Origin of the sequence: Nonomuraea sp. NPDC003560, assembly GCF_042878785.1 — a bacterium.
Lineage (GTDB): Bacteria > Actinomycetota > Actinomycetes > Streptosporangiales > Streptosporangiaceae > Nonomuraea.
Window position 1 is genome coordinate 264,157 of sequence record NZ_JBIAOF010000014.1, and the last position, 24,394, is coordinate 288,550.

Below are 24,394 nucleotides of genomic sequence, written 5' to 3' on the forward strand. Positions count from 1 at the left end.
CCTATCGCGATATTTCAGCTTTTGAGGTCAAGTGTGACCGTTCCTACCTCGACGACCATCCCGACCCGGCCCTTCGGCTTCGGCCTGGTGGTGAAGGTGAAGGCGGCCTTCTGGCCCCGCTCCAGCTTGCCGACCACGCAGCGCACCGCCGTGCCGCTGAACTTGCAGCCGGGGGCCTTGACCACCTTCTGGCCGCCGTACGCGCGCCCGGAGACCACGATGTCCTCGACGGGGTGCGGGCCGGTGTTCGTGATCGTGACCCGGTAGAGCTTCCTGCCCTTGACCAGGCCGGAGACCGACACCCGGGCGGGCGGGTTGGCCAGCGACCGCAGCTGGGACTCCGAGCCGTTGAAGGAGTTCTGGCCGCCGGCCAGCGAGCCCTTCTCCGCCGACTGCCAGAACGTGTGCCGCTTCCAGCTCTTCGGCAGCTCGCCGGGGTCGTTCCCCCAGCGGGCCAGCCAGAGCGGGTTGGCCTCGAACGCGCCGGAGTTGCCCGTGCAGGTCTGCCACCAGCTCGTGGTGGTGTAGATGATCGCGTCCCGGCCGGTCTGCTGCCGGTACTTCTTGGTGAAGTCCTTGATCCAGGTGACCATGTCCTCGGCGGACAGGTCGTAACAGTTGTTCTTGCCGTTCTTGTCCTTGTACGGGTTGTCCTCGATATCGAGGACTCCGGGCAGCGTTTGACCGTCGCTGGTCCAGTTTCCGCCGTTCTGCAGGAAATAGTCGGCCTGCGCTGTCCCGTCGGATTCATGCGGTTGCGCAAAGTGATAGGCGCCACGCACGAGCCCGGCCGTCGCGGCCCCGCCGAACTGCGGGTCGAACCGTGGGTTGCGGTAGTTCGTGCCCTCGGTGGCCTGCACGAACGCGAACTTGCCGCCGCCGGCGGCCACGCTCGCCCAGTCCACGTCGCCCGTCCAGTTGCTGACGTCGACACCGGGAACACCGTCGGCCGCCTCCGCGACCCCTGTCATGCCGACAGCGGCAATTACCGCAATTAACCACAAGCGTTTCACGCCCGAGATCATCGCGGAGCCGCCACTAACGCCGCAAGCACGGAAATATCACGTCTTTCCGTGAAAAAGCGCGAAACCCCATGTCGAGGCCCGGAAATCCGCCTTCCGCGACCACCTCTCCGGACGTCGTTTCCGCAGGTCAGAGCCGTATATGAACGTCACATTCGCGTTTGCCAAATCGATGCCACCCGGCCCAAACTGAACCGATCCCCGAAAGGGCCCCTGACCAGGGGCTTCTTCGCCATGCCCAGGAGGCACCACCCATGATCCACACCCGGGCCCTCACCCGAGTGTTCACGATGAAGAAGGAGACCGTCGAAGCCGTACGCGGCATCGACCTCGATGTCGAACCCGGCCGGCTCGTCGCCTTCCTCGGCCCCAACGGCGCCGGCAAGTCCACCACCCTCCGCCTGCTCACGACCCTGCTCCCGCCCACCTCCGGCACCGCCGTCGTCGCCGGCCACGACGTCACCCGCGACCCGGCCGGCGTGCGCTCCCGCATCGGCTACGTCGGCCAGAAGAACAGCGCGGGCGAGAGCTTCCGCGTCCGGGACGAGCTCGTCACGCAGGGCCGCTGCTACGGCCTGACCGTCTCCGACGCCGTCGCGCGGGCCGGCGAGCTGATGCGCCTGCTCGACCTGGAGGACCTGGCCAGCCGCAGGCCGGGCACGCTGTCCGGCGGCCAGCGCCGCCGCCTGGACATCGCGCTCGGCCTGATCCACCGCCCCGACCTGCTCTTCCTCGACGAGCCCTCGACCGGCCTCGACCCGAAGAGCCGCGCCGACATCTGGCGGCACATCCTGCGCCTGCGCGAGGCGTACGGCACCACGATCTTCCTCACCACCCACTACCTGGAGGAGGCCGACAACATGGCCGAACGGGTGATGATCATCGACAACGGCTCGATCATCGCCGACGGCACGGCCGAGCAGCTCAAGAACGACCTGGCCGGCGACACCGTCACGGTCACCACCGGCACCGCCCAGGACGCCGCCAGGGCCGCCGAGCTGACCGGCGGCCAGGCCGAGGGCGTCACCGTGCGGGTGCGGGTGGCGAACGCGCCCGCCGCGCTCCCCGGCTGCCTGCGGGCGCTGGACGCCGCCGGGATCAAGGTGACCGCCGCCGAGACCGCGCGCCCCACCCTTGACGACGTGTTCCTCACCCTCACCGGGAGAAGCCTCACCGATGACGACCTTCCTGCGTGACACCGCCACCGTCTTCACCCGCGAGTTCCGGCCGGTCCTGCGCGAGCCGGTCGCGCTGCTGTTCGAGATGGGCCAGCCGCTGCTGTTCCTGTTCCTGTTCGGCGCGCTGCTGGACGGCGCGGTGGGCTCGTCGTGGCAGTGGTTCGTGCCGGGCATCCTGGTCATGATGTGCCTGACCGGGCCGATGTCGGCCGGTTACACGCTGCTGGTCGAGCTGATCGGCGGCTCGCTGGAACGCATGCTGGTCACGCCGCTGAACCGGACGGCGATGCTGGTGGGCCGGGCGATGAAGGCGATGGTGGTGCTGCTGGCCCAGGCCGTGCTGATCATCGTGCTGGCCGTCCCGCTGGGGTTCGAGCTGTATCCGGCGGGCGTCCTGGCGGGGCTGGCGCAGCTCACCGTGTTCGGGGTGGGGCTGGGGGCGTTCTCGTTCGTCCTGGCCATCCGGTCGGCGCCGGGCGGGACGCTGTTCTACGTCGTCAGCCAGTCGATCCTGTTCCCCCTGCTGCTGCTGTCGGGCGTGCTGCTGCCCCTGGACACCGCGCCCGGGTGGCTGCGCGCCGTCGGCGCGGCGAACCCGGTCACGTACATCGTCGAAGGCCAGCGCGCGCTGTTCTCCGGCGACCTCGCGAACCCCTCCGTCCTGTACGGCACCGCGTCGGCCTGCCTGGTCGCCGCGATCGGCCTGTACCTGGGCAACCGGGCCATGCGCAAGGGCGTGTGAAATGGAGGCATGACCCGTGTGATGGCCTCCCGCACCGTGCCGTGGATCCCCGTCGAGCACCGCCTCGACGTGATCCTCTCCCCGGACCTCCCGCCCGCCGACGGCACGACCTCGGCGTTCGCGTTCGTCACCGACGGCGTCGGCAGGACCCTGCTCACCTGCGTCGACCGGCCCGGACGCGGCTGGGACGTGCCGGGCGGCCACCTGGAGGCCGGTGAGAGCGCCACCGAGGCCGCAGTCCGGGAGCTCCAGGAGGAGACCGGCCTGCTCCTGGAGCCGTCCGCCCTGTCGGTGTTCGCGTGGCAGCGCGTCGAGCTGCTGCGCCCGGCTCCGGCCGGTTACCGCTACGCGCCGCTGACGTACATGGTGATGTTCCGGGCGCGGCTGGCGGCGCCCGGCGCCGCGACCGCGCCGCCGGCCGGGTCGGAGAGCACCGGCGCGGAGTGGCTGCCCCGGGAGCGGATCAGGGAGCTGTGCGCCCACCGCACCTGGCTGCCGCTGCTGGAGTGCCTCTAGAGGGTGCGCGCGCGTTCGAGGTCGGCGCTGCGGTAGTGCCGCTCCGGGATGCTCGCCAGCGTGGACGGGTGCACCTGCGGGCCCAGGCCGTACAGCTTCTGGAAGCTCATGATGAGCGGACGCCAGGCGTCGGGGTCGATGTGGTCGTCGGTGCCCTTCATCCGGATGTCCTCGTGCACCCAGACCCGCTGCACCCGCACCTCGAACGCGAGCACCCCGCCGTCGCCGACCGGGTGCGTCTCCTCCACCACGACCTCCATCGCGACCGGGCACTCGGCCACCCGGGGCGCGGCCACCGTCTCCGACGGGACGGCGGTCAGCCCGGCCCGCCGGAACTTGTCGGGCACGAACCGGTAGCCGCGCTGGTGCTTGCGCTCGGGCACCGGGTCGCTCCCGGTGGTCAGCGCCAGCCGGTCCACCTGCGGGGCGAGCGCGTCGGACGGCAGGTTGAGCACGCCCTCGCCGGTCCGCAACAGGTTCTGGGACGTCTTCGACCTGGCCCCGAGCCCCAGCATGCCGCGCCAGCCCAGCCAGAAGGCCGACGACATGGGGGCGAGGTTGGGGGTGCCGTCCTCGTTCACGGTGGAGATCAGGACGACGGGGGTGCCGAAGTAGAGGATGTTGGGTTCAATGCGGACGTGCTGATCCACGACAGTGTTCATGCGTCCCACTGTCGCCGCCGGTGCGGGCCGGACGCTGGCGGCCTTCGGACCTGTCGTTGCCGGGCCGGTCAGGAGCGCGGCACGAGCCTGATCGTGGCGGCCCGCGCCTGCCCGCTGACCACCGAGTCCACGATGCTCTCCGGGTAGTGGCGGTACTTGGCCCGGTACGCGGCGTCGATCCGGTCGTTGAGCTCCTGGTCGGCGTCGGCGAACGTGACGCCCTTGTCGACGCCCCCGGCCTGGATCCGGCCGCGTCCGCGCTCCTGGGCGCCGCGGAACCAGGTGCCGTCCCGCCCGTTCACGGCCCGGACGTACAGGTCGTCGCCGAGGCGGACGACCCAGATCGTCACCGGGCGGCGCAGCTCGCCGTCGCCGCGCAGGGACGCGATCTGCAGCTCCTCGGCGGCGGCGATCCGGTCGAGTTCGTCGTTCGTCCAAGCAGTCATGGTGGGGGCCTACCCGGAACCGGTCGGCGGCGCCGGCGGTCATCGTCCGCAGTTGGTAAATCCGCCGGGGTCAGGGGAGGTAGCCGGCGCGCCTGGCCGAGACCACGCTCTCCATGCGGGTGTGGGTGCCGAGCTTGCGCATCGCGCTGCGCAGGTAGCTCTTGACCGTCTCCGGCTTCAGGTCGAGCCGCCGGCCGACCTCGGCGTTGCCGCAGCCGACCGCGACCAGGGAGAGCACGTCGAGCTCCCGGGGGGAGAGCGGGTTGGCCGGGACGGGGCCGCCGTCCGGCGAGGTCAGCCGGTCGCAGACGCCCTGCAGCCGCTCGCGCAGGACCGGGTCGGCGACCTCCTGGGCGATCGAGCGCAGCTCGGCGTGCGCCTCGCGCAGCTGCTCCCATTCTGGGCCGGCGGGCCGTTCGCGGGCGGCGCCGGTGATCGCGGCCGTCTCCAGCGCGGCCACCCGCCGCTCCACCTCCGCGCGTACGGCCAGCTCGACGCCGAGCCGGGCGGCGATCTGGTTCATGCCGTCGAGGACGCGGGTGCCGAGCGGCAGCGGCTCGCGGACGCCGCCGTAGAGCAGCCCGTAGACCGTCTCGCCCACCACGACGGGGACGGCCGCGATCGCCCGCAGGCCCTCCGCCGCCACCGGCCTGTCGTATTCGTGGCTGATGCGGGAGTCGGTGACGTAGTCCTCGACGCTGCCCGGCCGGGCGGTGACCAGGACCCGGCCGCCCAGGCCGCTGCCGGTGTGGATGGCGAGCCCGCGCAGCACGTCCGTGCGGACCCCCGTCACCTCGGTGAGCCGCACGGCGCCGCCCGGTGCCGACACCGCGCCGCCGAACAGGACGGGCAGCCCGACGACGTGCCGCATCCGGGTGAGGGCGGCCCGCAGGAGCACGGCGGCCTGCGGGGCCAGGGCACTCGACGGAAGATGTGTCACCGCCATGTCACCAGCATGGCACGCGGCCGGCGTCCCGCGGCTACCCCTGAACGGGGGTAGCGTGCCGCACCGCCCTGGCGGATGCTTCGGGCATGGGTGACTCACTGCTCTCCTACGCGTCCGGCGTCTCCGCGCTCCCCCTGCTGGGCGAGACGATCGGGGAGAACCTGGAACGCGCCGCGGCCCGGTACGCCGGCCGCGAGGCGCTGGTCGAGATGGCGAGCGGGCGGCGCTGGACGTACGCCGAGTTCGACGCCGCGGTGAACGAGGTGGCACTCGGCCTGCTGGCCAGGGGCATCGCCAAGGGCGACCGGGTCGGCATCTGGGCGCCCAACTGCGCCGAATGGGTGCTGACGCAGTACGCCACCGCCAAGATCGGCGCGATCCTGGTCAACATCAACCCGGCCTACCGCGCCCACGAGCTGGACTACGTGGTCCGCCAGTCGGGCATGCGGCTGCTGGTCAGCGCCGTCGAGCACAAGACGAGCGACTACCGCGCGATGCTCGCCGAGATCGGCTTCACGCAGGTGGTGTTCATCGGCGAGCCCGGCTGGGACGAGCTGGTCGAGACCGGCCGCCGCGCCGACCCCGCCGCGCTGCGCGCACGGGCGGCCACGCTGTCCTTCGACGACCCGATCAACATCCAGTACACCTCGGGCACGACCGGCTTCCCCAAGGGCGCGACGCTGTCGCACCACAACATCCTCAACAACGGCTACTTCGTCGGCGAGGGCGTCGGCTACACCGAGGACGACCGGGTCTGCCTGCCGGTGCCGCTCTACCACTGCTTCGGCATGGTCATGGGCAACCTGGGCGCGACCTCGCACGGCGCCTGCGTGGTGCTGCCCGCGCCCGGCTTCGACGCCGAGGCCACGCTGCGGGCCGTGGAGGCCGAGCGGTGCACCTCCCTGTACGGCGTGCCGACGATGTTCATCGCCGAGCTGGGCCATCCGCGCTTCGCCGACTTCGACCTGTCGTCGCTGCGCACCGGCATCATGGCGGGCTCGCCGTGCCCGGTCGAGGTGATGAAGCGGGTGATCGGTGAGATGCACATGAGCGAGGTGGCGATCTGCTACGGCATGACCGAGACGTCCCCCGTGTCGACGATGACCCGCCGCGACGACGGGCTGGTCCGGCGCACCGAGACGGTCGGCCAGGTGATGCCGCACCTGGAGGTGAAGATCGTGCACCCGGAGACCGGGCTCGCGGTGCCCCGGGGCGAGCCGGGCGAGCTGTGCACCCGCGGCTACTCGGTGATGCTCGGCTACTGGAACGAGCCGGACAAGACGGCCGAGTCGATCGACGAGGCCCGCTGGATGCACACCGGCGACCTGGCCACCATGGACGCCGAGGGCTACGTCAACATCGTCGGCCGGATCAAGGACATGGTCATCCGCGGCGGCGAGAACGTCTATCCGCGCGAGGTCGAGGAGTACCTCTACACGCATCCCGACATCGCAGACGTCCAGGTGATCGGCGTGCCGGACGAGAAGTACGGCGAGGAGCTGATGGCCTGGATCGTCATGCGCCCCGGCACCGAGCCGCTGACCGCCGAGGCGATCAGGGACTTCTGCGCCGGCCGCCTGGCCCACTACAAGGTCCCCCGCTACGTGCACCTGGTCAACGGCTTCCCGATGACGGTCACGGGCAAGATCCGCAAGGTCGAGATGCGCGAGCAGGCCGTCACCCTTCTGGGGCTCCACCCCTGACCTGCTGAACCGCGGGCGGCGGGGGCGCGTATCTCCGCGTGTGCGCTCGAAGCAGACCTCGCTCGCGCCTGGCCCGGCCCGGGACCCCGTGGGAGCATGTGGGGGTCGCGCCCGCCCCGGACGGCGCGGACTGGTTCCTGGCCTCCGACAACCTGGCGGGTCGGCTATGAGAGCTTCTGCCCGGACGTACGCCGTGTTCGCGGTCGGCGTGGGCGTCCTGGTGCTGGTCGCGGTGCTGCGCTTCGGCGGCGGCGCCGGCACGGTGGAGGTCTTCGGGCTGCCCACCGCCGGTCCGGTCACCGACTGGGGGCTGCCGCTGGCCCGCCTCGCCCTCGACCTGTGCGCGGTGGCGTGCGTGGGGACGTTGCTGGCGGCGTCCGTGCTGGCCCCGGCCGGCTCGCCGGAGTCGGCGCGGTGCCTGCGCGCGGCGGGCTGGTGGGCGCTGGGCTGGGCGGTCGCCGCCCTGGCCGGTTACGTGTTCACCCTGTCCAGCTTCATCCCGATGCCGGTGCGGTACCTGCTCGCCGAGCCCGGCATGCTCGACTTCGGCACCTCGCTCCCGCAGACGCAGGCGCTCCTGGTGGTGCTGGTCACGACGTTCGCGGTGGCGGTGGCCACGCTCGTGCGCCGGCTGCCCGCCTGGGTGCCGCTGGCCGTGGCGGCGTTCGGGCTGCTGCCGCCCGCCTACGTGGGCCATGCCGCCTCGGCGGCCGACCACGACATCGCCGTGTCGGCGCTGATGGCCCACCTGCTGGGGGTGTCGGTGTGGGTGGGCGGCCTGGCCGCGGTGCTGGTGCACTTCCGGCGCTCGGCCGACCTGCGGGTGGTGCTGCCCCGGTTCAGCACGATCGCGCTGTGCTGCTTCGCCGCCGTCGCCCTCTCCGGCGTGGTCAGCGGCTGGGTGCGGCTCGACCGCCTGTCCGACCTGTGGCTGAGCCGGTACGGCCTGCTGCTGCTGGCCAAGGTCGCCGCCCTGGCGGCGCTGGCCTGGTTCGGCCGGCGGCACCGTCTGCGTACCGTGGCCGGCGTGGCCGACCGGGGGGTGCGGGGCACGTTCGTCCGGCTGGCCGCGGGCGAGGTGATCGTGATGGTGGCGGCGACCGGGCTGGCCGTCGGCCTCTCGCGCACCCCGCCGCCGCCCGGCGCGGGCGGCGGGCACGACCATCCCGTCCTGGAGTACGCGCTCGCGCCCTTCTCGCCCGGCGCCCTGCTCAGCGAGGTGCGGTTCGACCCGCTCGTCCTGCTGCTGCTGGCGTTGCCCGCCGCCGGATACCTGGCCGGTCTGCGCCGGGTGCCCGGCTGGCCGGTCCTGCACACGCTCTCCTGGCACGCCGGGCTGGCCCTGGCCGCGGTCGCGCTGTGCGGCGGCGTGGGCGGGTACGCGCGGGCGATGTCGTCGGCCCAGGCCGTGCAGCACGTCGTGCTCGCCGTCGTCGCGCCGCTGCTGCTGTGCGCGGGCGCGCCGCTCACCCTGGCCGCGCGGGCCACCGGCCCCGGCTCCCAGTACGGCCCGCTCGGCGACCGCGCCCTCGGTCGCCGTCTCACCCGTCCCGCGCTGCTGACGGCCGCCGTCCCGGTGCTGCTCCTGCTGCTGTACGGCACGCCGTGGCTGCCCTGGTCGCTCGCCGGGTACGCGCCCCACCTGGGCACCATGGCCGTCTCCGCCGGGGCCGGCCTGCTGGTCGCCTGGGCGGTGCTCGACCTCGACCCGCTGCCCAGGCCGTTCCCGTGGGCCGCGCGGGTCCGGCTGCTGGCCGTGGCCGCCGCCGCGTACCTGGGGCTGGGGACGTACCTGCTGGCAGGCCCGGCCGTCGCGGCGGAGTGGTTCGCCCTGGCGGCCCCGCCCGGGGTGCCCGACCCGCTGGCCGACCAGCGCGCGGCCGGGGCGGTGTTCCTGCTGGCGCCGCTGGCCGCCTACGCGTTCCCGGCCGTCCGCCTGGCACTGCGACGGCAGGCCGCCCGCGCGCACCGGCCCCGGTCCGTCCTACACTCATCCCCTATGGGCGATCTCCCGGTCTACGACGTTGTCCTGTTGCCGCCGCATGACGTCAACGCCGAGGCCGTGCGCCTGAGCCGGCGTTGCGCGGAGGCCGCCGCGACCGAGTTCGTCCTGCGCGAGGACGGCCTCTACCCGCACATCTCCCTCTACATGGCCAATTTCACCCCCGACCAGCTCGAAAAGGCCGTCGCGCTGCTGCGCGACCTGAGCGGCCGCACCTCCGCGACGTTCCTGGAAGGCGAGTCCTTCGCCGCCAACGACCAGGGCATGGTCGAGCTGTTCTTCCGGAAGACGGACGCGATCACCCGGCTCCAGGAGGACGTCGTCGCCGCGCTCAACCCGTTGCGCACGGGCCTGCGCCACCGCGACCCGGTCGGCCGCGTGCTGGCCGACCACCGGCTCACCGCGCCGCCCACGGCCCGCGCCAACCTCGACCTCTACGGCTACGACGAGATCGGCGACCTGTTCCGCCCGCACATCACCCTCACCCGGCTCCAGCAGCGGGACCACCCGCTCGACCTGGGCCTCCTCGCCGCGCCGTCGGCCTTCACCGCCACCTACCAGGCCCTCGCGCTGTGCGTGATGGGCGAGCACGGCACCTGCACCGAGATCGTCGAGACCTTCACCCTCGACACCGCCCCCGTCACCCCGACGGCCTGACCGCCCCGGCCGAGGCCAGCCTGCGGGCCAGCTCCCGGCAGCGTTCCCCCAGCTCCGGCGGATCGAGCACCTCGAAGTAGTGACCCAGCGCGACCACGTGCATGAGCACGTAGTCGAGGCTGCCCGCGCCGCTGACCAGCTCGCACCGGTCGCTCCCGCGCTCCCGCACGACGGCCGCCGACGCGGGGACCTGCGCGCGTACCGTGGCGGCCGGGGCGTGCAGGAGGAAGCGCGCCTGGTGCGGGTAGGCCCGGCTCGCCACGCCCTCCTGCACGTACGCCGCCGCGTCCGGCGCCGGGCGCGGCCGGAACCGGAAGGTGCGCGCGGCCACCGCGGCCATCCGGTCCACCCGGAAGCTGCGCCAGCCGTCCCGGTCGAGGTCGTAGGCGAGCAGGTACCAGCGCCGGTCGGAGGTCACCAGCCGGTACGGCTCCACCCGCCGCCGCCCCACCCGCCCTCCTGACGGGTAGTCGAAGCCGGCCTCGACCTCGTCCCGGCAGGCCCTGGCCAGCGTCATGAGCACCTCGGGATCGATCGGTACGCGCCCGCCGCCGAACGACTCCACCGCCCCGGACAGCGCGCGCACCTCGTGCCGGAGCCGGGCGGGCAGCACCGTGTCGAGCTTGGCCAGCGCCCGGATCGCGGCGTCGCCGGCGCCCGCGACCGCGCTGTCCGCCCCGGCGAGCAGCGACACGGCGGTGGCGATGGCCTCCTCGTCGTCGAGCAGCAGCGGCGGCAGGTCCTGGCCGGGCCCGAGCCGGTAGCCGCCGCCGATGCCCTGGCCGGCGTGCACCTGGTAGCCGAGCGCGCGCAGCCGTTCCACGTCACGGCGGACCGTGCGGGACGTGACGCCGAGCCGCTCGGCCAGCTCGGGGCCGGTCCAGACCTGACGCTGCTGCAACAGGCCGAGCAGGGTCAGCACCCGCTCGGTCGTGCCCCGCTCCGCGCCGCCCGTCTCGTCCATGCCGCCACCCTGCCAGAAAGCGGACCGATCCTGTCCGCCGGTGGGGTGATCGTGGCTCTATGGACGCACACACACTCGACTGGAACCGCACGTTGCGCGAGCAGTGGGAGTTCCACTGGAACCACCAGCTCCGGGCCCGGCTCGACGGCCTGACCGACGAGGAGTACTTCTGGTCGCCGGTGCCGGACGCCTGGAGCGTACGGCCGCGCGGCACCTCCACGGCGCCCGTCCAGGCCGGCGCGGGCGGTCACACGATCGACTTCGCCTTCCCCCAGCCGGCGCCGCCGCCCTTCACCACGATCGCCTGGCGGCTCGGCCACGTCATCGTCGGCGTGCTGGCCGTCCGCAACGCGGTGCACTTCGGGGCGCCGCCGGCCTCGTACGAGACCTGGGAGTACGCCGGCGGCGCGGCCGCGGCGCTCGACCAGCTCGACACGGAGGCCGAGCGGTGGCTGGCGGGCGTGCGGGAGCTCGGCGAGGACGGCCTGCGCGCGCCCATGGGCGACGCGGAGCCCTTCCCGGAGGCCCCCATGGCCGACCTGGTCCTGCACGTCCACCGCGAGCTCATCCACCACCTGTCGGAGGTCTGCCTGCTGCGCGACCTGCACCTCCACATGAACCGCCCCTGACCGGAGGCGTCGCTTCCTACCCTCTCCCCATGAGCACCGACATCTACGGCTTCATCGAGGCCCGTCACCCGCTCGCCCACGAGGACTGGTACGAAGGCGACCCCTGGACGGCCGTCTCCATCCCGCTCCACCCGCTCTACGACGACCAGGACCACGAGTCGTTCGCCTGCCTGTTCGGCGTCCGCGACCGTCTGGGGTGGCCGCCGGTCGCGACCGGCCGCGGCCTGCCGGACGACGTGTCGGGACCGGTCCGCGCCGAGTACGAGGACACCGCCCGCCTCGACCCCGCCGTGCACGGGTGCACCTGGGTCTCCTGGGCGGAGCTGCGCGACCTGGACCTGACGGCACGCCCCGCGGCCGGATCCGTTCCCTTGACCCGTCTCGACCTGCTGGGACCGGAGACCGGGTGGGCGGCCGTCTTCGAGGTGATGCGGGCGCTGGCGCGACGGTTCGGGCCCGACGGCGTGCGCCTGGTCGTCTGGTTCGACTGAGCGCCGGCGTCACCCGCGTTCGACAGGGGCCGGTCCCGGCGCAGGCGGTGTTCCAGGGGTGGCGCGCCGTCAGGGGGCGCCGAACCAGGTGGACAGGGCCTCGCGCAGCGCGGGCGCGGCCGTGCCGGCCGGTTCGTCCGGGCCGGCCGCCCAGGCGACGTGCGCGTCCGGACGGATCAGCAGCACGTCGGCCGGGCGCTGGTCGGTCTTGGCCGGGTGCACGTCGACCCGGTCCCGCCACTCGGCGGCGACCTCGCGCAGGTCCGCGCGGTCGGCGAGATCGAGCAGGACGGGCCGCGCGGCGTGCATGAGCTCCGCGACGCCGGTCATGCCCTGGCCGGTGTGCAGGGTGAGGTCGGGGGCGAACGCGCCGGCCAGCGGGTGAGGGTGCGAACCGGGCATCGGGTAGCGGATGTCGCCGCCGGCCACCATCGCGCCCATGCGGCGCAGCGGCTGCTCGTCCGTCAGCAGCTCCTGGAAGACCTCCCGGAGCGCCTCGGCGGCCGCGTCGTGCCCGCGGCGCAGCGCCACCTGGGCGCGCGTGTGCCGCATGGTGCGCGCGCCCGCCAGCTGACGTTCCTCCTGGTACGTCGCCAGCAACCCGGACGGCGCCCACCCCCGCACCTCGGCGGCCAGCTTCCAGGCCAGGTTGACCGCGTCGAGCATGCCCGCGTTGAGCGCGATCCCGGTCGCCGGGAACAGGTGAGCCGCGTCCCCGGCCAGCAGGATCCGCCCGTCGCGGTACCGTTCGGCCTGCCGCGCCTTGAACGTGAACCGCGACAGCCGCAGCGCCTCCCCCACCCGCAGGTCCACGCCCACCACGCGGCGCAGGCTGTCCTGCAGCTCCGGCACGGTCATCGGGACGTCGTCGTCGTACTCGGTGCTCTCGTCCTCGGTGGTGTAGAGCGAGACGACCCTGGAGTCCGGCGACGAGCCGACGCCGAGCAGGCCGCTCTCGGTCCGGGTGAAACCGGCGCGGATCACGCCGAAGCCGGGCACGTCGAGATCGCCGTTGCCGAGCACGGCCACCTCGTCGGGCAGGGTGACCTGGGCCAGCCGGTTGACCTCGGGATAGACGGTGCCGGGGAAGGCGATGCCGGCCAGCTCCCTGACCCGGCTGCGCGCGCCGTCGCATCCCACCACGTACCGGGCGGTCACCTGGTAGGGGCCGTCCGGTCCGCGTACGTCCAGGGTCACCGCGGCGTCGTCCTGGCTCGCCCCGACCACCTCGTGGCCGCGGCGCAGTTCGACGCCGAGCTCGCCGGCGCGCTCCTCCAGCAGCCGCTCAAGGAGCTGTTGCGGCAGCGGCAGGGCGTGCATCGGCGGGTCGGCCAGCTGGGTGAGATCCAGGTGCACCCCGCCGAAGGGGAACCTGGGCGCCGGCATCGGATCGGTGCAGGCCGCCGCGAACCGGTCCAGCAGGCCGCGGTACCGCAGCAGCTCCAGGATCTGCCCGCCGAGCCCGCCGGCCTTCGGGACGTCCCTGCGCTGCGCCTTCCGCTCCAGCACCAACGGCCGCACCCCGGCCAGCCGCAACTCCGCCGCCAGCATGAGACCGGTCGGCCCGGCCCCCACAATGATCACATCGGCATCCATAACCAGCCATCCCTCCCACAAGCCACCATCCGGCCGCCCACCCTATGCCGCCGCCATCGGGTTGACGTCGCGGCGGTGGACGTCGGGGTCCACGGTCGTCGGGTCGGTGAAGTTGGCCTCGTACCACGCGTTGTTCTCGCGCCTGAACGCCTCCTCCTCATCCGACAGAAGACCCTGCTCGGCGAGGCTGTTGACCAGCCCGAACACCCCTGGGTACGTCCCGCGCCTCTCCCAGGTGTGCGGCCCATCGGCTCTCGGTCAAACAGGCGTTGACTGACAGTAAAAACTTGCCTACTGTGAGTGCTCGACATCACAGAACTCATCGAGAAGGTGAAGCTCATGCTCAGACGAGTCGAATCCGACCGGTGGCAGGAAGCGCTCGATGTCAACCCCCTCTACAACGGCCTGGTGCCCGAGGGCGGCGTGCCCCGCTTCAAGATGCCGGCCAGCCCGATGAACCCCAGCGCGGCCCAGGCTCTCATCCGTGACGAGCTCCTTCTCGACGGCAACGCCCGGCTCAACCTTGCCACGTTCTGCACCACCTGGATGGAGCCGCAGGCCCGCGAGCTCATCGCCGAAACCCTCGACCGCAACATCGTCGACCACGACCAGTACCCGCAGACGGCCGACATCGAGGCGCGCTGCGTCAACATGCTCGACCATCTGTGGAACGATCCAAACGGCGTCAGCGTCGGCTGCTCCACGGGCGGCTCCAGCGAGGCGGCCATGCTCGGCGCGCTGGCGATGAAGTTCCAGTGGCGCGAGCGGCGCCGGGCGGCCGGGCTGCCCATAGACCGACCCAACCTCGTGATGGGCACCGCCGTCCACACCTGCTGGCCGAAGTTCTGCCAGTACTGGGACGTCGAGCCGCGCTGGATCCCGATCGAGGAGCCGGCCTACACGCTGTCCGCCTCCCGGCTCGGGGAGTTCTGCGACGAGAACACCATCGGCGTCGTCGGCGTGCTGGGCTCCACGCAGTGCGGCAAGTACGACCCGATCGAGCAGATGTCGGCCGAACTCGACCGACTGGAGGCCGAGCGCGGCCTGAAGATCCCGCTGCACGTCGACGCCGCCGTGGGCGGTTTCATCACCCCGTTCCTGGAGCCCGACCGGGTGTGGGACTTCCGGCTCCCCCGGGTGCAGTCGATCAACACCTCGGGGCACAAGTTCGGCCTGGTGTACCCGGGCGTCGGCTGGATCGTCTGGCAGGAGCCCGACGCGCTGCCCGAAGACCTGGTGCTCTCCTGCGACCTGCTCGGCGGCAACATCGACACCTTCACGCTCAACTTCTCCCGCTCCGGCGCCCCGGTCGTCGCCCAGTACTACAACTTCCTGCGGCTCGGCTTCGACGGCTACCGCGCCGTCCAGCAGACCTGCCGGGACGTGGCGACCTACCTCGGCGACGAGATCGCCAAGCTGCCCGAGCTCTCGCTCATCGCCGACGGCTCGGAACTGCCGGTGCTCGCCGTCCGGACCGCCCCCGGTTTCGACGGCTTCACCGTCTTCGACCTGGCCGAACGGCTGAAGATGCATGGCTGGCAGGCCCCGACGTACTACCTGCCGCCCAACCTGGAGCACATCGCCGTCATCCGCTTCGTCATCCGCAACGGCTTCAGCCAGGACATCGCGGCCAAGCTGCTGGCGAACCTGCGTACCGAGGTCGAGTACCTGCGTGACAACCGGGTCCCGCGGCCGCGGACGTCCGCCGAGCAGCCGGGCGTGCCGACCGGAAGGTGAGCCGGCGGTCCCGCTGAAGGGCGATCCCCAGGTCTGGGGGTCGCCCTTCTCGTCGGTCGCCCGCGAGCCGTCCAGGGTCCGGGGAAATATGACTAAATGTCCGGATCATGAGGACGTCATGAGCGATCGGTGATCGCGTCTCTGGTCGGCGTACGCGCAGGCCAGCAGGCTTGTACCCATGACGGACGTGGTGCGGTTGGACGCCGTGAGCAAGGTGTACGGCAAGGGCCAGGGCGCGGTAGCGGCCCTGCGTGAGGTGTCGGTGGGCATCCCGCAAGGGTCGTTCACCGCCGTGATGGGCCCCTCGGGGTCGGGCAAGAGCACGTTCCTGCACTGCGCGGCCGGCCTGGACGTGCCCTCGTCCGGCTCGGTGCGGCTCGGCGGCACGGAACTGTCGGGCATGGACGAGACCGGCCTGACCGAGCTGCGCAGGCAGCGGATCGGGTTCGTGTTCCAGGCGTTCAACCTGATCCCGGCGCTTGACGTCGTCGAGAACATCACGCTCCCCCTGCGCCTGGCCAAGGCCCGCGTGGACCGCGAATGGCTGGCGGAGATCCTGCGCCGGGTCGGCCTGGAGGGCCGGACCGGGCACCGGCCCGCGCAGCTCTCGGGCGGCCAGCAGCAGCGGGTGGCCATCGCCAGGGCGCTGGTCACCAGGCCGGAGGTGGTGTTCGGCGACGAGCCGACGGGCGCGCTGGACACGATGACCGCCCGCGACGTGCTGAGGCTGCTGCGCGAGGTGGTGGACGGCCTGGGCCAGACGGTGGTGATGGTGACGCACGACCCGGTGGCCGCCTCGTACGCCGACACCGTGCTGTTCCTGGCCGACGGCCGGATCGTGGACGCGATGACCGCGCCGACCGCCGACAAGGTGGCCGAGCGCATGACCAGGCTGGGAGCGTGGACGCGATGATCACCTTGGCGTTGAGGACGTTGCGGCACAGGAAGGCCGCGTTCGCCGGCGCGTTCTTCGCGCTGCTGTGCGCCGCCGCCCTGGTGTGCGCGTGCCTGATGTTGCTGGAGACCGGCCTGCGCGGCGGCGTCGCCCCCGAACGGTACGCCGGCGCCCCCGCGATCGTGGCCGCCGACCAGTACGTGCGCCAGACCGTCGACAAGGGCGACGGCAAGAGCAAGACCAAGGCCAAGCCCCTGACGGAACGCGCCTGGCTGCCCGAGTCCGTCGTGGCGGCGATCCGGGCCGACAAGGTGGTCCCCGAGGTGACGTTCCCCTTCGGCGGCTTCACCGGGCACGGCTGGGAGTCGGCCGCGCTCACCCCGTTCACCATCGCGAAGGGACGCGAGCCGAAATCGGCGGGCGAGGTCGTCGTCGACGCGCGCGCCGGGCTCGACGTGGGCGCCGAGCTGCGCGGGCACCGCGTGGTGGGCGTCACCGCGCAGGCGCTGCCGAGCCAGGACACCGTGTTCTTCAGCACCGCCGAGGCCCGCCGCCTGGCCGGTCACCCCGGCAGGGTCAGCGCGGTCGGCGTGTTCCCCGGCCTGGACCGGGCGCCCGAGGGCGCGGTGGTCTACACGGGCGACGAGCGCGGCAGGCTGGAGTTCCTGGACGCCGAGCAGGCGCGGGTCAAGCTGATCAGCATGGGCGGCGCGCTGGCCGGCACGTCGCTGCTGGTCGCGATCCTGGTCGTGATGGGCACGTTCGCGCTGTCCATCCAGCAGCGGCAGCGCGAGCTGGCCCTGCTGCGCGCCGTGGCGGCCACCCCCCGGCAGGTGCGCAAGCTGGTGGGCGGCGAGGCGCTGCTGGTCGCCGGGGCGGCCGGGGTGCTGGGCGCGGCGGCGGGCATCGGCGTCGGGTTCTGGCTGCGCGCCCAGTTCGTCTCGCTCGGGACGGTCCCCGCCAACCTCGGCCTGGTGGTCAGCCCGTTCCCGCCGCTGGCCGCGCTGCTGGCCACGGTCGGCGCCGCCTGGGTCGCGGCCCGCGTGTCGGCCCGCCGGCTGACCAGGATCCGGCCGGTGGAGGCCCTGGGCGAGGCGGTCCTGGACAGCGGCAGGGTGGCCCGGTGGCGGCTGGTGGCCGGGCCGCTGGCCCTGGCCGGCGCGGTGACGCTGACGGTGGTCCTGTCGAGCCTGCGCACCGAGGCGGCGGCCACGCCCGTGACGATGCTGACCGCGCTGGTCTGGACGATCGCGCTGACGCTGCTCGGCCCGCTGGTCGCACGGGTGGCCGCGGCGGTGTTGTCGGTCCCGCTGCGGGCCTCCCGGGTGGGCGGCTTCCTGGCCGCGCGCAACCTGCGCGCCAACTCGGGGTCGCTGGCCTCGGTGTTGTCGCCGCTGACCCTGATGATCGCGATGACCTGCACGATCCTCTTCGTCCAGACCACGATGGGCCACGCCGCGCAGGAGCAGGCCGACGCGGGCACCCGCGCCGAGTACGTCGTGACCGGCGTCTCCGCCGCCGAGGCGGCCAAGGTTCCCGGCGTCGAGGCCGTCACCCGGGTGCTGCGCACGACCGTCCGGTCCGGCCTGGACAAGTACGGCGCGCAGGCGGTCACCTACGACGACCGCACGATGGACCTGGGCATCGTCGCCGGCTCGATGAAGGACGTGGCTGTCAGCTCGACCGCCGCCGAGCGGCTGGGCGTCGGGGTGGGCGACCCGCTGAAGCTGACGCTGGGCGACGGCACCCCCGCGACGGTGACGGTCAGCGCGGTGTACACCCGCGGGCTGGGCTTCGGCGACCTGACGTTGCCGTACGACCTGGTGGCGGGCCACGTGGACGAGCCTGCGGCGTCCCTGCTGGTCAAGGCGCCGGGGCTGACCGTGGACGCCCTGGCCGGGGCGCTGCCCGGGGCGTCGGTGCTGGACCGGGCGCGGGCCGCCGAGGTGAGCGCGTCGAACCCGCAGGCCACGTTCGTGGCGCTGGGCCTGATCATCGCCTTCACCGCGATCGCCGTGGTCAACACGCTGGCCATGGCCACCTCGGCCCGCTCGGGTGAGATGCGCGCGCTGCGTCTGGCCGGCACGACGCGGCGGCAGGTGCTGCTCATGCTGCGGCTGGAGACGCTGGGCGCGGTGGTCACCGCCGTCGTGCTCGGCACCGGGGCCGCGCTGGTGACGCTGGCCGCGTTCGGCGCGGGGATGACCGGGTCCGCGGTGCCGTACGTGCCGGTGGGGACGTACGCGGCGGTGGTCGGGGCGGCGGCCGTGCTGGCCCTGGCGGCCACCGTCCTGCCCGCCCGGCTCACGATGCGCTCGGCGGCGTGAGCGGACGGTGAGTCCGCCGGGCGCGCGGGGCGCCCAAGAAGCCAGAGGCGGTCAGTCCGTCGGCAGTAGGGTGCCGAGGGGGCCGAGGTCGAGGTTGAGGTCGGCGGGCGTCAGCCCGAACCGGTCGCACAACTCGGCCATGGCCTCCTCCAGCCGCATGAGGGTCAGCCCCACCGCCTCCAGCTGCTCCCCCGTCAGGTCGCCGTTGTCCATCCGCCGGACGCACTGGCGCTCCACCAGCTGGCGGATCAGCTCGACCAGCGTCAGCACCAGACGGCTCAGGTCGTGCTGCACCGAGTCGGCGTCCGTCTCCAGCCGCCACTCGCCGGGTCTGGCCACCCGCCCGTCAGTCGGGCTCGTCATGTCGCATCCCTCCTTCGACCGCGTCCCCCTCGCGCACGCTGACCAGCAGGGCCCGCAGCGAGATCCGTACCAGGTCGATGCCGGAGATGGACAGCACGAGGTCGCCGGTCACCACCGCCCCGCCCGCCAGCAGGCGGTCGAGCAGATCGACGAGCGCCACCCGCTGGTCGGGCAGGCGGCCCTGGGCGGCGAGCCGGGCTCCTCTCGGCTCAGGAGGCGTCACCGCGGGCCGCCTCACCGTCCTGGTCGAGGGCGGCGAAGGAGTAGGGCGCCCAGGGGCCGACGAGCTCCACGGTGACCCCCCGGTCGGCGACGTCCTCGATCACCCGCGCGAACTCGGCGGCGCGTGCGTCGTCCACCAGGTAGGCGCCGTTGAGGAGCATCTGCTCCCGCCGTCCGGACAGCTGCGGGTCCTGGGCGCGGTGGCATCTGCCGACGACGGCGACGTCCATCAGCGCCTCGTGCACGGCCCGGGCCTGCTCGGCGGCCCGGCGCCAGTCGGCCTCCCGGCTGCGCAGGGCGGCCCGGCGGCGGTTCAGGTAGGCCGCCCCCGGCGTCGCGCCCTGAGTCGCGCCCTGAGTCGCGCCTTGTGGGTCGGCCGCGGGCTCCGCGCCGCCGGGAACGGCGTACGCCTTGACGCCCCACTCCCGCCGGCCGGCCACCCGCGCCAGCACCGCGTCGAACTGTTCGTGCCGCTCGTCGAGCAGCTCCCGGACCTGCGCCTCTCCCGTGTAGACGGTGACCAGCCGCACCGGCGCCGTGGGCCTGAGCGCGGCGACGGCCTCCACCACCCGGTGGTGGGTGCGCGCGGTCTCCTCCAGCCAGGCGAGGTCCTCCATCGAGCGGCGCAGCGCCTCCTCGCCGAACTCCGCCAGCGAGACCGTGCTCAGGAACGCGGCCAGACCCCGGTGCGTCAGGCGGCGCACGGGCGCGCCCGCCACCCCCGCCAGGCCGTCGGGCCCCTCGCCCTCGTCGCGGGTGACCGCGTAGAGGTAGACGCCCTGGTCAGTGGCCACGCTCGACCGCCTCAGGCACGTGGCCGGGCGCGTGCCCGGTCGCGGCGCCGCCTTCCACCACCCGGGCGGACACCATCTCCTCAAGGGCCGCGAGACGGCGGCGCAGCTTGCGGTTCTCCTTCGCCAGCTCCTGGGTGTCGCCGGTGAGCCACGGGTCGTGCTCCCACCAGTCGATGCCCATCTCGCGGGCCGTGTCGACCGAGGCGATGAGCAGGCGCAGCTTGATCGTCAGCAGCTCGATGTCGAGCAGGTTCACCTGGATGTCGCCGGCGATCACCACGCCCCGGTCGAGCACCCGTTCCAGGATGTCGCCGAGGTTGGCCGACTCGCGGCCGCCGGAGGCCGGCTGGTACGACGCCCCGGGCATGTACGGGCTCGACCGCACGTTGGCGCTCACCGCGAGCCCTCGGCGAGGTCGCCGCTGCCGCGCTTGTACCGGCGCACCCGTCGGTAGGACAGGAGGCCGCCCGCCATGTCGAGTTCGAGCTCGTACAGGGCCAGGGTGTCACCGGAGGACGGGATCCGGCGGTCCTCCACCATCTCCACGCCGACCAGCCACCCGTCCTCGGCCGGCTCGACCAGCGTGACGCTCTCGGCCTCCTTGCCGGTCAGCTCGGTCATCATCCGCAACCCGACCCCGGCCACCTCGGCGGCCGGCATGTCCGCCGGACGCGTGCGAGGCGGCCCCTCGCCGCCGGTTTCCGCATGCCCTGTCGTCCCCGGCACGCGCTTGTGCTCGGTCTCCTGCCTGGCAGGCACCACATCACCCCCGTACTCCCCTGGTGCGGCCCCCGCTAGCGCCTCACCAGCCGACCATCCCCCGCAAGATCTCCTCCACCGCCCGGTCCTCCTCCTCCGCGGAGATCCGGCCGTCGGCCCTGGCCTGCTCCACCGCCTCCAGACGGCGCCGGACCACGGCCGGGTCGTGCAGCTCGCGCTCGACCTGGTCGCGCATGAGCTCGCCGAGCTTGACGACCCCGTAGAGCGGCATGAGTGGCCAGCCAAAAAGCAACGTCCCCAGTCCCAAGGATGTTCACTCCTCCCGGGTGCCCGCGTCCGTGCCGACGCGGTCAGCTCGTGCTGACGAAGCCGTACGGTCAGCTCGTGCCGACGAAGTCGTACGGCGCCATCGGCCCCAGCAGCCGCAGCTCGACGCGTCCCGACCAGCGGCGGGCCAGCTCGTCCACGGCCTGTTCGAACTCGGCCCGCCGGTCGTTCGCCACCAGCGCGGCCACGTGCGCGGCGTCCCGTTCGTGGGAGGGCTCGCGCACGGCCAGCTGTTCGCAGACGTCGGAGAGCTCGTCCACCACCGTCGCGGTGTCGGCCTCGCGCTTGTCCGCGATCGTGCCCTCGATGATCTCGCCGAGCCGCATGCGCTCGTTGCGCGTCGCGTCCTCCGAGCGGCCGGCGATCTGCTGCCGAAGGCTCGCGGCCTCGCCGTTCTCGCGCAGGATCTCGGTCAGGATCGCGCGCTCGTCGTACCGGCCGTTGACGACGTACTGCGTCCGGCCCTCCACCTCCTGAAGGGCGTCGGCGAACTGGTCGTGGTACGGCTTCAGCAGCTCCTCCACCACGGCCTCGGAGTTCGTCAGCACCGCCCCGAACCGGAACGGCAGCACCGGCACCTCCGCCGCGGTCTGGTCGAGCAGCCGCTGGTGCGCCTGAAGGTCGCGCGGGCGGCCGAGCGGGCGGTCCGGCTCGACGTCGCTCACCAGAGCGGCGACCTGGCCGAACGGCACCAGCCGCACATCCCCGCCGGGATCCCCCACTCCCTTGGTCCCGGGCTCCACCTCGACGTCCATCGGCACGATCCCGTACACGTAGGACGCGTAGCCGTTCATGCTCGCCTGCGCCCTGTCCTCGGACCCGGCGGCCTCCGCGGCCTCTCTGTGTGGCGACATCTCAGTCATCCTCTCTACGACGTGCCCGGCGCGGCTCTTCCTCGCGGTCCACGACCTCACCCGTGAGCTCCTGCAGCTCGTCGGGCTCGTCGGAGGCGGCCTCCAGCTCCCCGGCGTCAGGCTGGTTCGCCTGGCCGACGGCCCTGGCCGCCGTCACGCCCTCGACGACCTCCGGCAGGCCCTTCTCGGTGGCCGACAGGTCGAGGCGGTTGGCCGCCTCCGCGAAGCGCAGGTACGTGTCCACGCTGGCCACGACGATCCGGGTGTCGATCGTCAGCACCTCGATGCCGACGAGCGAGACCCGGACGAAGGCGTCGATGACGAGGCCCTTGTCGAGGATGGTGTCGATGACGTCCGCCAGACTTGTCCCCGCGGTGCCGCTGCTGGCCGGTGTACCGCGACCGGCAGGCTGAACGGTCATGTCGTTCCCCCTGGTTCTGGGTGGCCGGGCCCTCGGCGACAGGCCCTGACGAGTGGCTACTCGGCTCGGATCCGGCGCCGGCGTACCGGGCGGTCCCGGTCCTGCTCGGCGGACCGGCGGGTGGGCGCTCCGGCGCGACGCGCCACGGCCGGAGCCGCGGGACGCTCCTCGGGCTCCTCTTCCTCCTCCTCTCCTTCTTCTTCCTCCTCGGGCTCTTCGAACTCTCCCTCTTCCTCCTCGAACTCCCCTTCTTCTTCCTCGGGCTCCTCCTCTTCTTCCTCTTCCTCCTCCTCGGGCTCCTCTTCGTACTCCTCCTCGGGCTCTTCGGCTTCCGCCCGCTCGCCCTCCTCGGGCTGTTCCGCTTCCGCCCGCTCGCCCTCCTCGGGCTGCTGCTCCTCGGCTTCCTGCTGCTCCCGCTCCTCCTGGACGGCGGTCTCGTGATCCTTGACGACCTGACTGTCGCGGATCTCGCCGCGCCAGCCCTCCAGCTCGTCGGGCTTCAGCAGCAGGTGCGCCATCACGTGCCGTCTGAAGTGCTTGAGCTCCAGGCGTACGCGCCGGCCCTGCGCGCGCCACAGGTTGCCGGTGCGCTCGAACAGGCCCTGCGGGTGGTACTCCAGCACGACCAGGACCCGGGTCAGGTCAGGCGAGACCTCATGGAAGGTCACCGCTCCGTCGACATACCCCTTCGCTCCCTCGGACCGCCAGATGATCCGCTGGTCGGGGATCTGCTCGATGATGTGCGCCTTCCAGGTCCGGTGCGACCAGAAGACCTGGGCCTTCCAGGACACCTCCTCGTCGGACTCCTGGTTGATGGTCTCGACCTTCTTCATGAAGGTCGGGAAGTCCTGGAACTGGGTCCACTGGTCGTACACCAGGCGCCGGGGCGCACCGATGTCGATCGACTCGACGATGTTGGTGATCTTCGCGTGGCCGGCCTTCCCGCCGCCACGGCCGGTGATCTTCTGCCAGATGCCTTTGAGGCCGCCCTTGAGGCCCCCCTTGAGGCCTCCCTTCAGACCTCCCGTGAGGCCGCCTTTCAGCGCTCCGCTCATGAAGCCGGGCTTGTCCGAGCCCGTGACCGCGCTCATCAGGCCCTTTCCGCCGTGTTCGACGTAATCGGTGAGCCGGCCGGTCAGTCCGTCGAGCTTGTCCCCGGCGGAGGACAACACTCGCGTGCCCGCCGCCTGCAGGAGTCCCTGCGCGGACTGCACGAGCCGGTCCATCGGCAGGTTGTCGGCGATGCCCTGGCCGGCCTCCCCGGCCTTCCCCGCGACGTCCCCTGCCTTGCCGGCGACGTCCCCTGCCTTACCGGTGACGTCCCCGGCCTTACCGGTCACGTCCCCTGCCTTGCCGGTGACGTCCTCGACCGTGCCCGTCGCGGCCTGACCGGCTCGACGGGCCGTTCCGGCGGCCTTGCCCAGGGCTTCCCCGCCGCTTCCGGTTGCCGTCCTCTTCGCTGCATCAGCCACCGCACTCACCTCCGTGACTGGCCGACCCGCCGGACAGGACGTGTCCGCCGCTGCCCTCTGTGACCCTCATGACCCTCTTGACCCTCGGGCCTGCGTCTGGCCTGCTCCGGCGCCTCGGGTTCCTCTTCGTCGTCGTCCTCCTGGTAGCGATCGTTTTCGTCGTAGTCCTCCTCGCCGTAGTCGGCTTCCTCGTCCCTGGGTGCCTGCCGCTTCGTGGGCTGCGGCTCGGCTGCCTCTTCCTGCGCGGTCTTGGACTTCTCCCCACGCTCCTGGAGCTTGTGGGTCAGGGAGTCGATCTGCTTGGTGGCCGCGGAGATCACCGCCGCCTTGCCGACGTCCATGAGTTCGCCGCGAAGGCGGCCGGTCATCCGCTGAATCTCGGGATTGGAGCCGAGGGTCTTGACGCCCTGCGCCAGCAGGCCACCAGCCCCACCCTTGCCGCAGCTGGCGCGTCCCGCCAGCCCGGCCGCCGCCAGTGCCGCGGCCGTGCGCAACTTGTGGCGCCTGCCGAGGTAATACCCGGCGAGTACGGCAAAGGCCATCTGCAATCTGCTCGACATGGTCAGCTCTCCTTCCGCTCGCTCACCATCTCGACCCGCACTGGAGTCCAGTGCACTGTCCAGTGCGCGGTCCAGTGCGCGGTCCAGTGCGCGGTCCAGTGCGCGGTCCAGTGCGCGCGGACAGACCCCGAACACGCCGACGCCTGCT

General features: G+C 72.5%; 26 protein-coding genes and 1 pseudogene. 10 read left to right on the forward strand and 17 right to left on the reverse strand.

Translation table 11 applies throughout. The annotated features are described in order from the left end of the window. Nucleotides 1-14: 14 nt before the first annotated feature. A complete protein-coding gene (locus ACFYUV_RS42820; protein ID WP_387679759.1) occupies nt 15-971 on the reverse strand; it encodes a lysozyme in 957 nt (318 codons plus the stop codon). A gap of 305 nt (nt 972-1,276) precedes the next feature. Between ACFYUV_RS42820 and ACFYUV_RS42825 the strand changes: the two genes are divergently transcribed. The 3 genes from ACFYUV_RS42825 to ACFYUV_RS42835 are packed head-to-tail and all read left to right on the forward strand — an operon-like array spanning nt 1,277 to nt 3,458. Continuing rightward, nucleotides 1,277-2,218: an ATP-binding cassette domain-containing protein gene (locus ACFYUV_RS42825; RefSeq protein WP_387679762.1), complete on the forward strand. Its 942-nt coding sequence runs from the start codon at nt 1,277-1,279 to the stop codon at nt 2,216-2,218. Then, nucleotides 2,199-2,942, forward strand: coding sequence for an ABC transporter permease (locus ACFYUV_RS42830; protein WP_352355773.1), 744 nt, complete (start codon nt 2,199-2,201; stop codon nt 2,940-2,942). The genes ACFYUV_RS42825 and ACFYUV_RS42830 overlap by 20 nt, the downstream gene beginning before the upstream one ends. A 9-nt stretch (nt 2,943-2,951) precedes the next feature. Beyond that, nucleotides 2,952-3,458, forward strand: coding sequence for an NUDIX hydrolase (locus tag ACFYUV_RS42835; protein WP_387679765.1), 507 nt, complete (start codon nt 2,952-2,954; stop codon nt 3,456-3,458). Here the strand turns inward: ACFYUV_RS42835 and ACFYUV_RS42840 are convergent. The 3 genes from ACFYUV_RS42840 to ACFYUV_RS42850 all read right to left on the reverse strand — a co-directional run bounded on the left by ACFYUV_RS42840 (nt 3,455) and on the right by ACFYUV_RS42850 (nt 5,512). Next, nucleotides 3,455-4,120: a flavin reductase family protein gene (locus ACFYUV_RS42840; protein WP_387679768.1), complete on the reverse strand. Its 666-nt coding sequence runs from the start codon at nt 4,118-4,120 to the stop codon at nt 3,455-3,457. The two genes, ACFYUV_RS42835 and ACFYUV_RS42840, sit on opposite strands and share 4 nt — an antisense overlap. Nucleotides 4,121-4,188: 68 nt before the next feature. Next, nucleotides 4,189-4,566 (reverse strand): DUF2255 family protein, encoded by a 378-nt coding sequence (locus ACFYUV_RS42845; protein ID WP_358289818.1) that lies wholly within the window; start codon nt 4,564-4,566, stop codon nt 4,189-4,191. A gap of 70 nt (nt 4,567-4,636) precedes the next feature. After that, a complete protein-coding gene (locus ACFYUV_RS42850; protein ID WP_358289821.1) occupies nt 4,637-5,512 on the reverse strand; it encodes a LuxR C-terminal-related transcriptional regulator in 876 nt (291 codons plus the stop codon). Between the two features lie 86 nt (nt 5,513-5,598). On the opposite strand from ACFYUV_RS42850, the gene ACFYUV_RS42855 reads away from it, so the two are divergent. Both ACFYUV_RS42855 and ACFYUV_RS42860 read left to right on the forward strand, forming a co-directional pair. Beyond that, nucleotides 5,599-7,215, forward strand: a complete 1,617-nt coding sequence (locus ACFYUV_RS42855) for an AMP-binding protein (protein ID WP_387679772.1) — start codon at nt 5,599-5,601, stop codon at nt 7,213-7,215. Between the two features lie 166 nt (nt 7,216-7,381). Then, nucleotides 7,382-9,874: a bifunctional copper resistance protein CopD/cytochrome c oxidase assembly protein gene (locus tag ACFYUV_RS42860; RefSeq protein ID WP_387679775.1), complete on the forward strand. Its 2,493-nt coding sequence runs from the start codon at nt 7,382-7,384 to the stop codon at nt 9,872-9,874. Here the strand turns inward: ACFYUV_RS42860 and ACFYUV_RS42865 are convergent. Then, nucleotides 9,858-10,838: a helix-turn-helix transcriptional regulator gene (locus ACFYUV_RS42865; RefSeq protein WP_387679777.1), complete on the reverse strand. Its 981-nt coding sequence runs from the start codon at nt 10,836-10,838 to the stop codon at nt 9,858-9,860. The two genes, ACFYUV_RS42860 and ACFYUV_RS42865, sit on opposite strands and share 17 nt — an antisense overlap. Nucleotides 10,839-10,897: 59 nt before the next feature. Between ACFYUV_RS42865 and ACFYUV_RS42870 the strand changes: the two genes are divergently transcribed. Further along, nucleotides 10,898-11,467 (forward strand): DinB family protein, encoded by a 570-nt coding sequence (locus ACFYUV_RS42870; protein ID WP_387679780.1) that lies wholly within the window; start codon nt 10,898-10,900, stop codon nt 11,465-11,467. Between the two features lie 29 nt (nt 11,468-11,496). Continuing rightward, nucleotides 11,497-11,958 carry a hypothetical protein gene (locus ACFYUV_RS42875; RefSeq protein WP_387679783.1) on the forward strand — a complete coding sequence of 154 codons (462 nt, stop codon included), beginning with the start codon at nt 11,497-11,499 and terminating at the stop codon, nt 11,956-11,958. A gap of 69 nt (nt 11,959-12,027) precedes the next feature. On the opposite strand, the gene ACFYUV_RS42880 is transcribed toward ACFYUV_RS42875, so the two are convergent. Together ACFYUV_RS42880 and ACFYUV_RS42885 are read right to left on the reverse strand one after the other, a co-directional pair. Beyond that, nucleotides 12,028-13,542: an FAD-dependent monooxygenase gene (locus tag ACFYUV_RS42880; protein ID WP_387679786.1), complete on the reverse strand. Its 1,515-nt coding sequence runs from the start codon at nt 13,540-13,542 to the stop codon at nt 12,028-12,030. 54 nt (nt 13,543-13,596) lie between these two features. After that, nucleotides 13,597-13,761 (reverse strand): hypothetical protein, encoded by a 165-nt coding sequence (locus tag ACFYUV_RS42885; RefSeq protein WP_387679789.1) that lies wholly within the window; start codon nt 13,759-13,761, stop codon nt 13,597-13,599. Nucleotides 13,762-13,893: 132 nt separating this feature from the next. On the opposite strand from ACFYUV_RS42885, the gene ACFYUV_RS42890 reads away from it, so the two are divergent. From ACFYUV_RS42890 to ACFYUV_RS42900, 3 genes are all read left to right on the forward strand, one after another. Then, nucleotides 13,894-15,291 (forward strand): glutamate decarboxylase, encoded by a 1,398-nt coding sequence (locus ACFYUV_RS42890; protein WP_387679792.1) that lies wholly within the window; start codon nt 13,894-13,896, stop codon nt 15,289-15,291. 178 nt (nt 15,292-15,469) lie between these two features. Further along, entirely contained in the window at nt 15,470-16,204 is a 735-nt protein-coding gene (locus tag ACFYUV_RS42895) for an ABC transporter ATP-binding protein (protein ID WP_387679795.1), read from the forward strand. Further along, a complete protein-coding gene (locus ACFYUV_RS42900; protein WP_387679883.1) occupies nt 16,201-18,513 on the forward strand; it encodes an FtsX-like permease family protein in 2,313 nt (770 codons plus the stop codon). The genes ACFYUV_RS42895 and ACFYUV_RS42900 overlap by 4 nt, the downstream gene beginning before the upstream one ends. Nucleotides 18,514-18,564: 51 nt before the next feature. Here ACFYUV_RS42900 and ACFYUV_RS42905 read toward each other — a convergent pair whose 3' ends face one another. From ACFYUV_RS42905 to ACFYUV_RS42950, 10 genes and pseudogenes are all read right to left on the reverse strand, one after another. Continuing rightward, nucleotides 18,565-18,876, reverse strand: a complete 312-nt coding sequence (locus ACFYUV_RS42905; RefSeq protein ID WP_358289847.1) for a gas vesicle protein K — start codon at nt 18,874-18,876, stop codon at nt 18,565-18,567. Further along, nucleotides 18,860-19,099 carry a gas vesicle protein gene (locus ACFYUV_RS42910; RefSeq protein ID WP_358289850.1) on the reverse strand — a complete coding sequence of 80 codons (240 nt, stop codon included), beginning with the start codon at nt 19,097-19,099 and terminating at the stop codon, nt 18,860-18,862. The genes ACFYUV_RS42905 and ACFYUV_RS42910 overlap by 17 nt, the downstream gene beginning before the upstream one ends. After that, on the reverse strand, nt 19,086-19,892 hold the full coding sequence (locus tag ACFYUV_RS42915; protein WP_387679799.1) for a GvpL/GvpF family gas vesicle protein: 807 nt from the start codon (nt 19,890-19,892) through the stop codon (nt 19,086-19,088). Before ACFYUV_RS42915 ends, ACFYUV_RS42910 begins: the two co-directional genes overlap by 14 nt. Further along, entirely contained in the window at nt 19,882-20,259 is a 378-nt protein-coding gene (gene gvpJ / locus ACFYUV_RS42920; RefSeq protein WP_352355870.1) for a gas vesicle protein GvpJ, read from the reverse strand. Before gvpJ (ACFYUV_RS42920) ends, ACFYUV_RS42915 begins: the two co-directional genes overlap by 11 nt. 26 nt (nt 20,260-20,285) lie before the next feature. Beyond that, a complete protein-coding gene (locus ACFYUV_RS42925; RefSeq protein WP_387679802.1) occupies nt 20,286-20,651 on the reverse strand; it encodes a gas vesicle protein in 366 nt (121 codons plus the stop codon). Between the two features lie 43 nt (nt 20,652-20,694). Next, nucleotides 20,695-20,919 (reverse strand): gas vesicle protein GvpG, encoded by a 225-nt coding sequence (locus ACFYUV_RS42930; RefSeq protein WP_387679805.1) that lies wholly within the window; start codon nt 20,917-20,919, stop codon nt 20,695-20,697. Between the two features lie 70 nt (nt 20,920-20,989). Continuing rightward, nucleotides 20,990-21,793 carry a GvpL/GvpF family gas vesicle protein gene (locus tag ACFYUV_RS42935; RefSeq protein ID WP_387679808.1) on the reverse strand — a complete coding sequence of 268 codons (804 nt, stop codon included), beginning with the start codon at nt 21,791-21,793 and terminating at the stop codon, nt 20,990-20,992. 214 nt (nt 21,794-22,007) lie between these two features. Then, nucleotides 22,008-22,214, reverse strand: a pseudogene (gene gvpJ / locus ACFYUV_RS42940) (gas vesicle protein GvpJ); the annotation flags it as partial. Nucleotides 22,215-22,270: 56 nt separating this feature from the next. Continuing rightward, nucleotides 22,271-23,695 carry an SRPBCC family protein gene (locus tag ACFYUV_RS42945; protein ID WP_387679811.1) on the reverse strand — a complete coding sequence of 475 codons (1,425 nt, stop codon included), beginning with the start codon at nt 23,693-23,695 and terminating at the stop codon, nt 22,271-22,273. Next, entirely contained in the window at nt 23,692-24,246 is a 555-nt protein-coding gene (locus ACFYUV_RS42950; protein ID WP_387679814.1) for a hypothetical protein, read from the reverse strand. The genes ACFYUV_RS42945 and ACFYUV_RS42950 overlap by 4 nt, the downstream gene beginning before the upstream one ends. Between the last annotated feature and the right edge of the window lie 148 nt (nt 24,247-24,394).

What these genes read in the sequence shown, in the direction of transcription:
- ACFYUV_RS42820 (WP_387679759.1), bottom strand. Translation starts at nt 971, where the DNA reads ATGACAGGGGTCGCGGAGGCGGCCGACGGTGTTCCCGGTGTCGACGTC.
- ACFYUV_RS42825 (WP_387679762.1), top strand. Translation starts at nt 1,277, where the DNA reads ATGATCCACACCCGGGCCCTCACCCGAGTGTTCACGATGAAGAAGGAG.
- ACFYUV_RS42830 (WP_352355773.1), top strand. Translation starts at nt 2,199, where the DNA reads ATGACGACCTTCCTGCGTGACACCGCCACCGTCTTCACCCGCGAGTTC.
- ACFYUV_RS42835 (WP_387679765.1), top strand. Translation starts at nt 2,952, where the DNA reads ATGACCCGTGTGATGGCCTCCCGCACCGTGCCGTGGATCCCCGTCGAG.
- ACFYUV_RS42840 (WP_387679768.1), bottom strand. Translation starts at nt 4,120, where the DNA reads ATGAACACTGTCGTGGATCAGCACGTCCGCATTGAACCCAACATCCTC.
- ACFYUV_RS42845 (WP_358289818.1), bottom strand. Translation starts at nt 4,566, where the DNA reads ATGACTGCTTGGACGAACGACGAACTCGACCGGATCGCCGCCGCCGAG.
- ACFYUV_RS42850 (WP_358289821.1), bottom strand. Translation starts at nt 5,512, where the DNA reads ATGGCGGTGACACATCTTCCGTCGAGTGCCCTGGCCCCGCAGGCCGCC.
- ACFYUV_RS42855 (WP_387679772.1), top strand. Translation starts at nt 5,599, where the DNA reads ATGGGTGACTCACTGCTCTCCTACGCGTCCGGCGTCTCCGCGCTCCCC.
- ACFYUV_RS42860 (WP_387679775.1), top strand. Translation starts at nt 7,382, where the DNA reads ATGAGAGCTTCTGCCCGGACGTACGCCGTGTTCGCGGTCGGCGTGGGC.
- ACFYUV_RS42865 (WP_387679777.1), bottom strand. Translation starts at nt 10,838, where the DNA reads ATGGACGAGACGGGCGGCGCGGAGCGGGGCACGACCGAGCGGGTGCTG.
- ACFYUV_RS42870 (WP_387679780.1), top strand. Translation starts at nt 10,898, where the DNA reads ATGGACGCACACACACTCGACTGGAACCGCACGTTGCGCGAGCAGTGG.
- ACFYUV_RS42875 (WP_387679783.1), top strand. Translation starts at nt 11,497, where the DNA reads ATGAGCACCGACATCTACGGCTTCATCGAGGCCCGTCACCCGCTCGCC.
- ACFYUV_RS42890 (WP_387679792.1), top strand. Translation starts at nt 13,894, where the DNA reads ATGCTCAGACGAGTCGAATCCGACCGGTGGCAGGAAGCGCTCGATGTC.
- ACFYUV_RS42895 (WP_387679795.1), top strand. Translation starts at nt 15,470, where the DNA reads ATGACGGACGTGGTGCGGTTGGACGCCGTGAGCAAGGTGTACGGCAAG.
- ACFYUV_RS42900 (WP_387679883.1), top strand. Translation starts at nt 16,201, where the DNA reads ATGATCACCTTGGCGTTGAGGACGTTGCGGCACAGGAAGGCCGCGTTC.
- ACFYUV_RS42905 (WP_358289847.1), bottom strand. Translation starts at nt 18,876, where the DNA reads ATGACGAGCCCGACTGACGGGCGGGTGGCCAGACCCGGCGAGTGGCGG.
- gvpJ (WP_352355870.1), bottom strand. Translation starts at nt 20,259, where the DNA reads ATGCCCGGGGCGTCGTACCAGCCGGCCTCCGGCGGCCGCGAGTCGGCC.
- ACFYUV_RS42935 (WP_387679808.1), bottom strand. Translation starts at nt 21,793, where the DNA reads ATGTCGCCACACAGAGAGGCCGCGGAGGCCGCCGGGTCCGAGGACAGG.
- ACFYUV_RS42950 (WP_387679814.1), bottom strand. Translation starts at nt 24,246, where the DNA reads ATGTCGAGCAGATTGCAGATGGCCTTTGCCGTACTCGCCGGGTATTAC.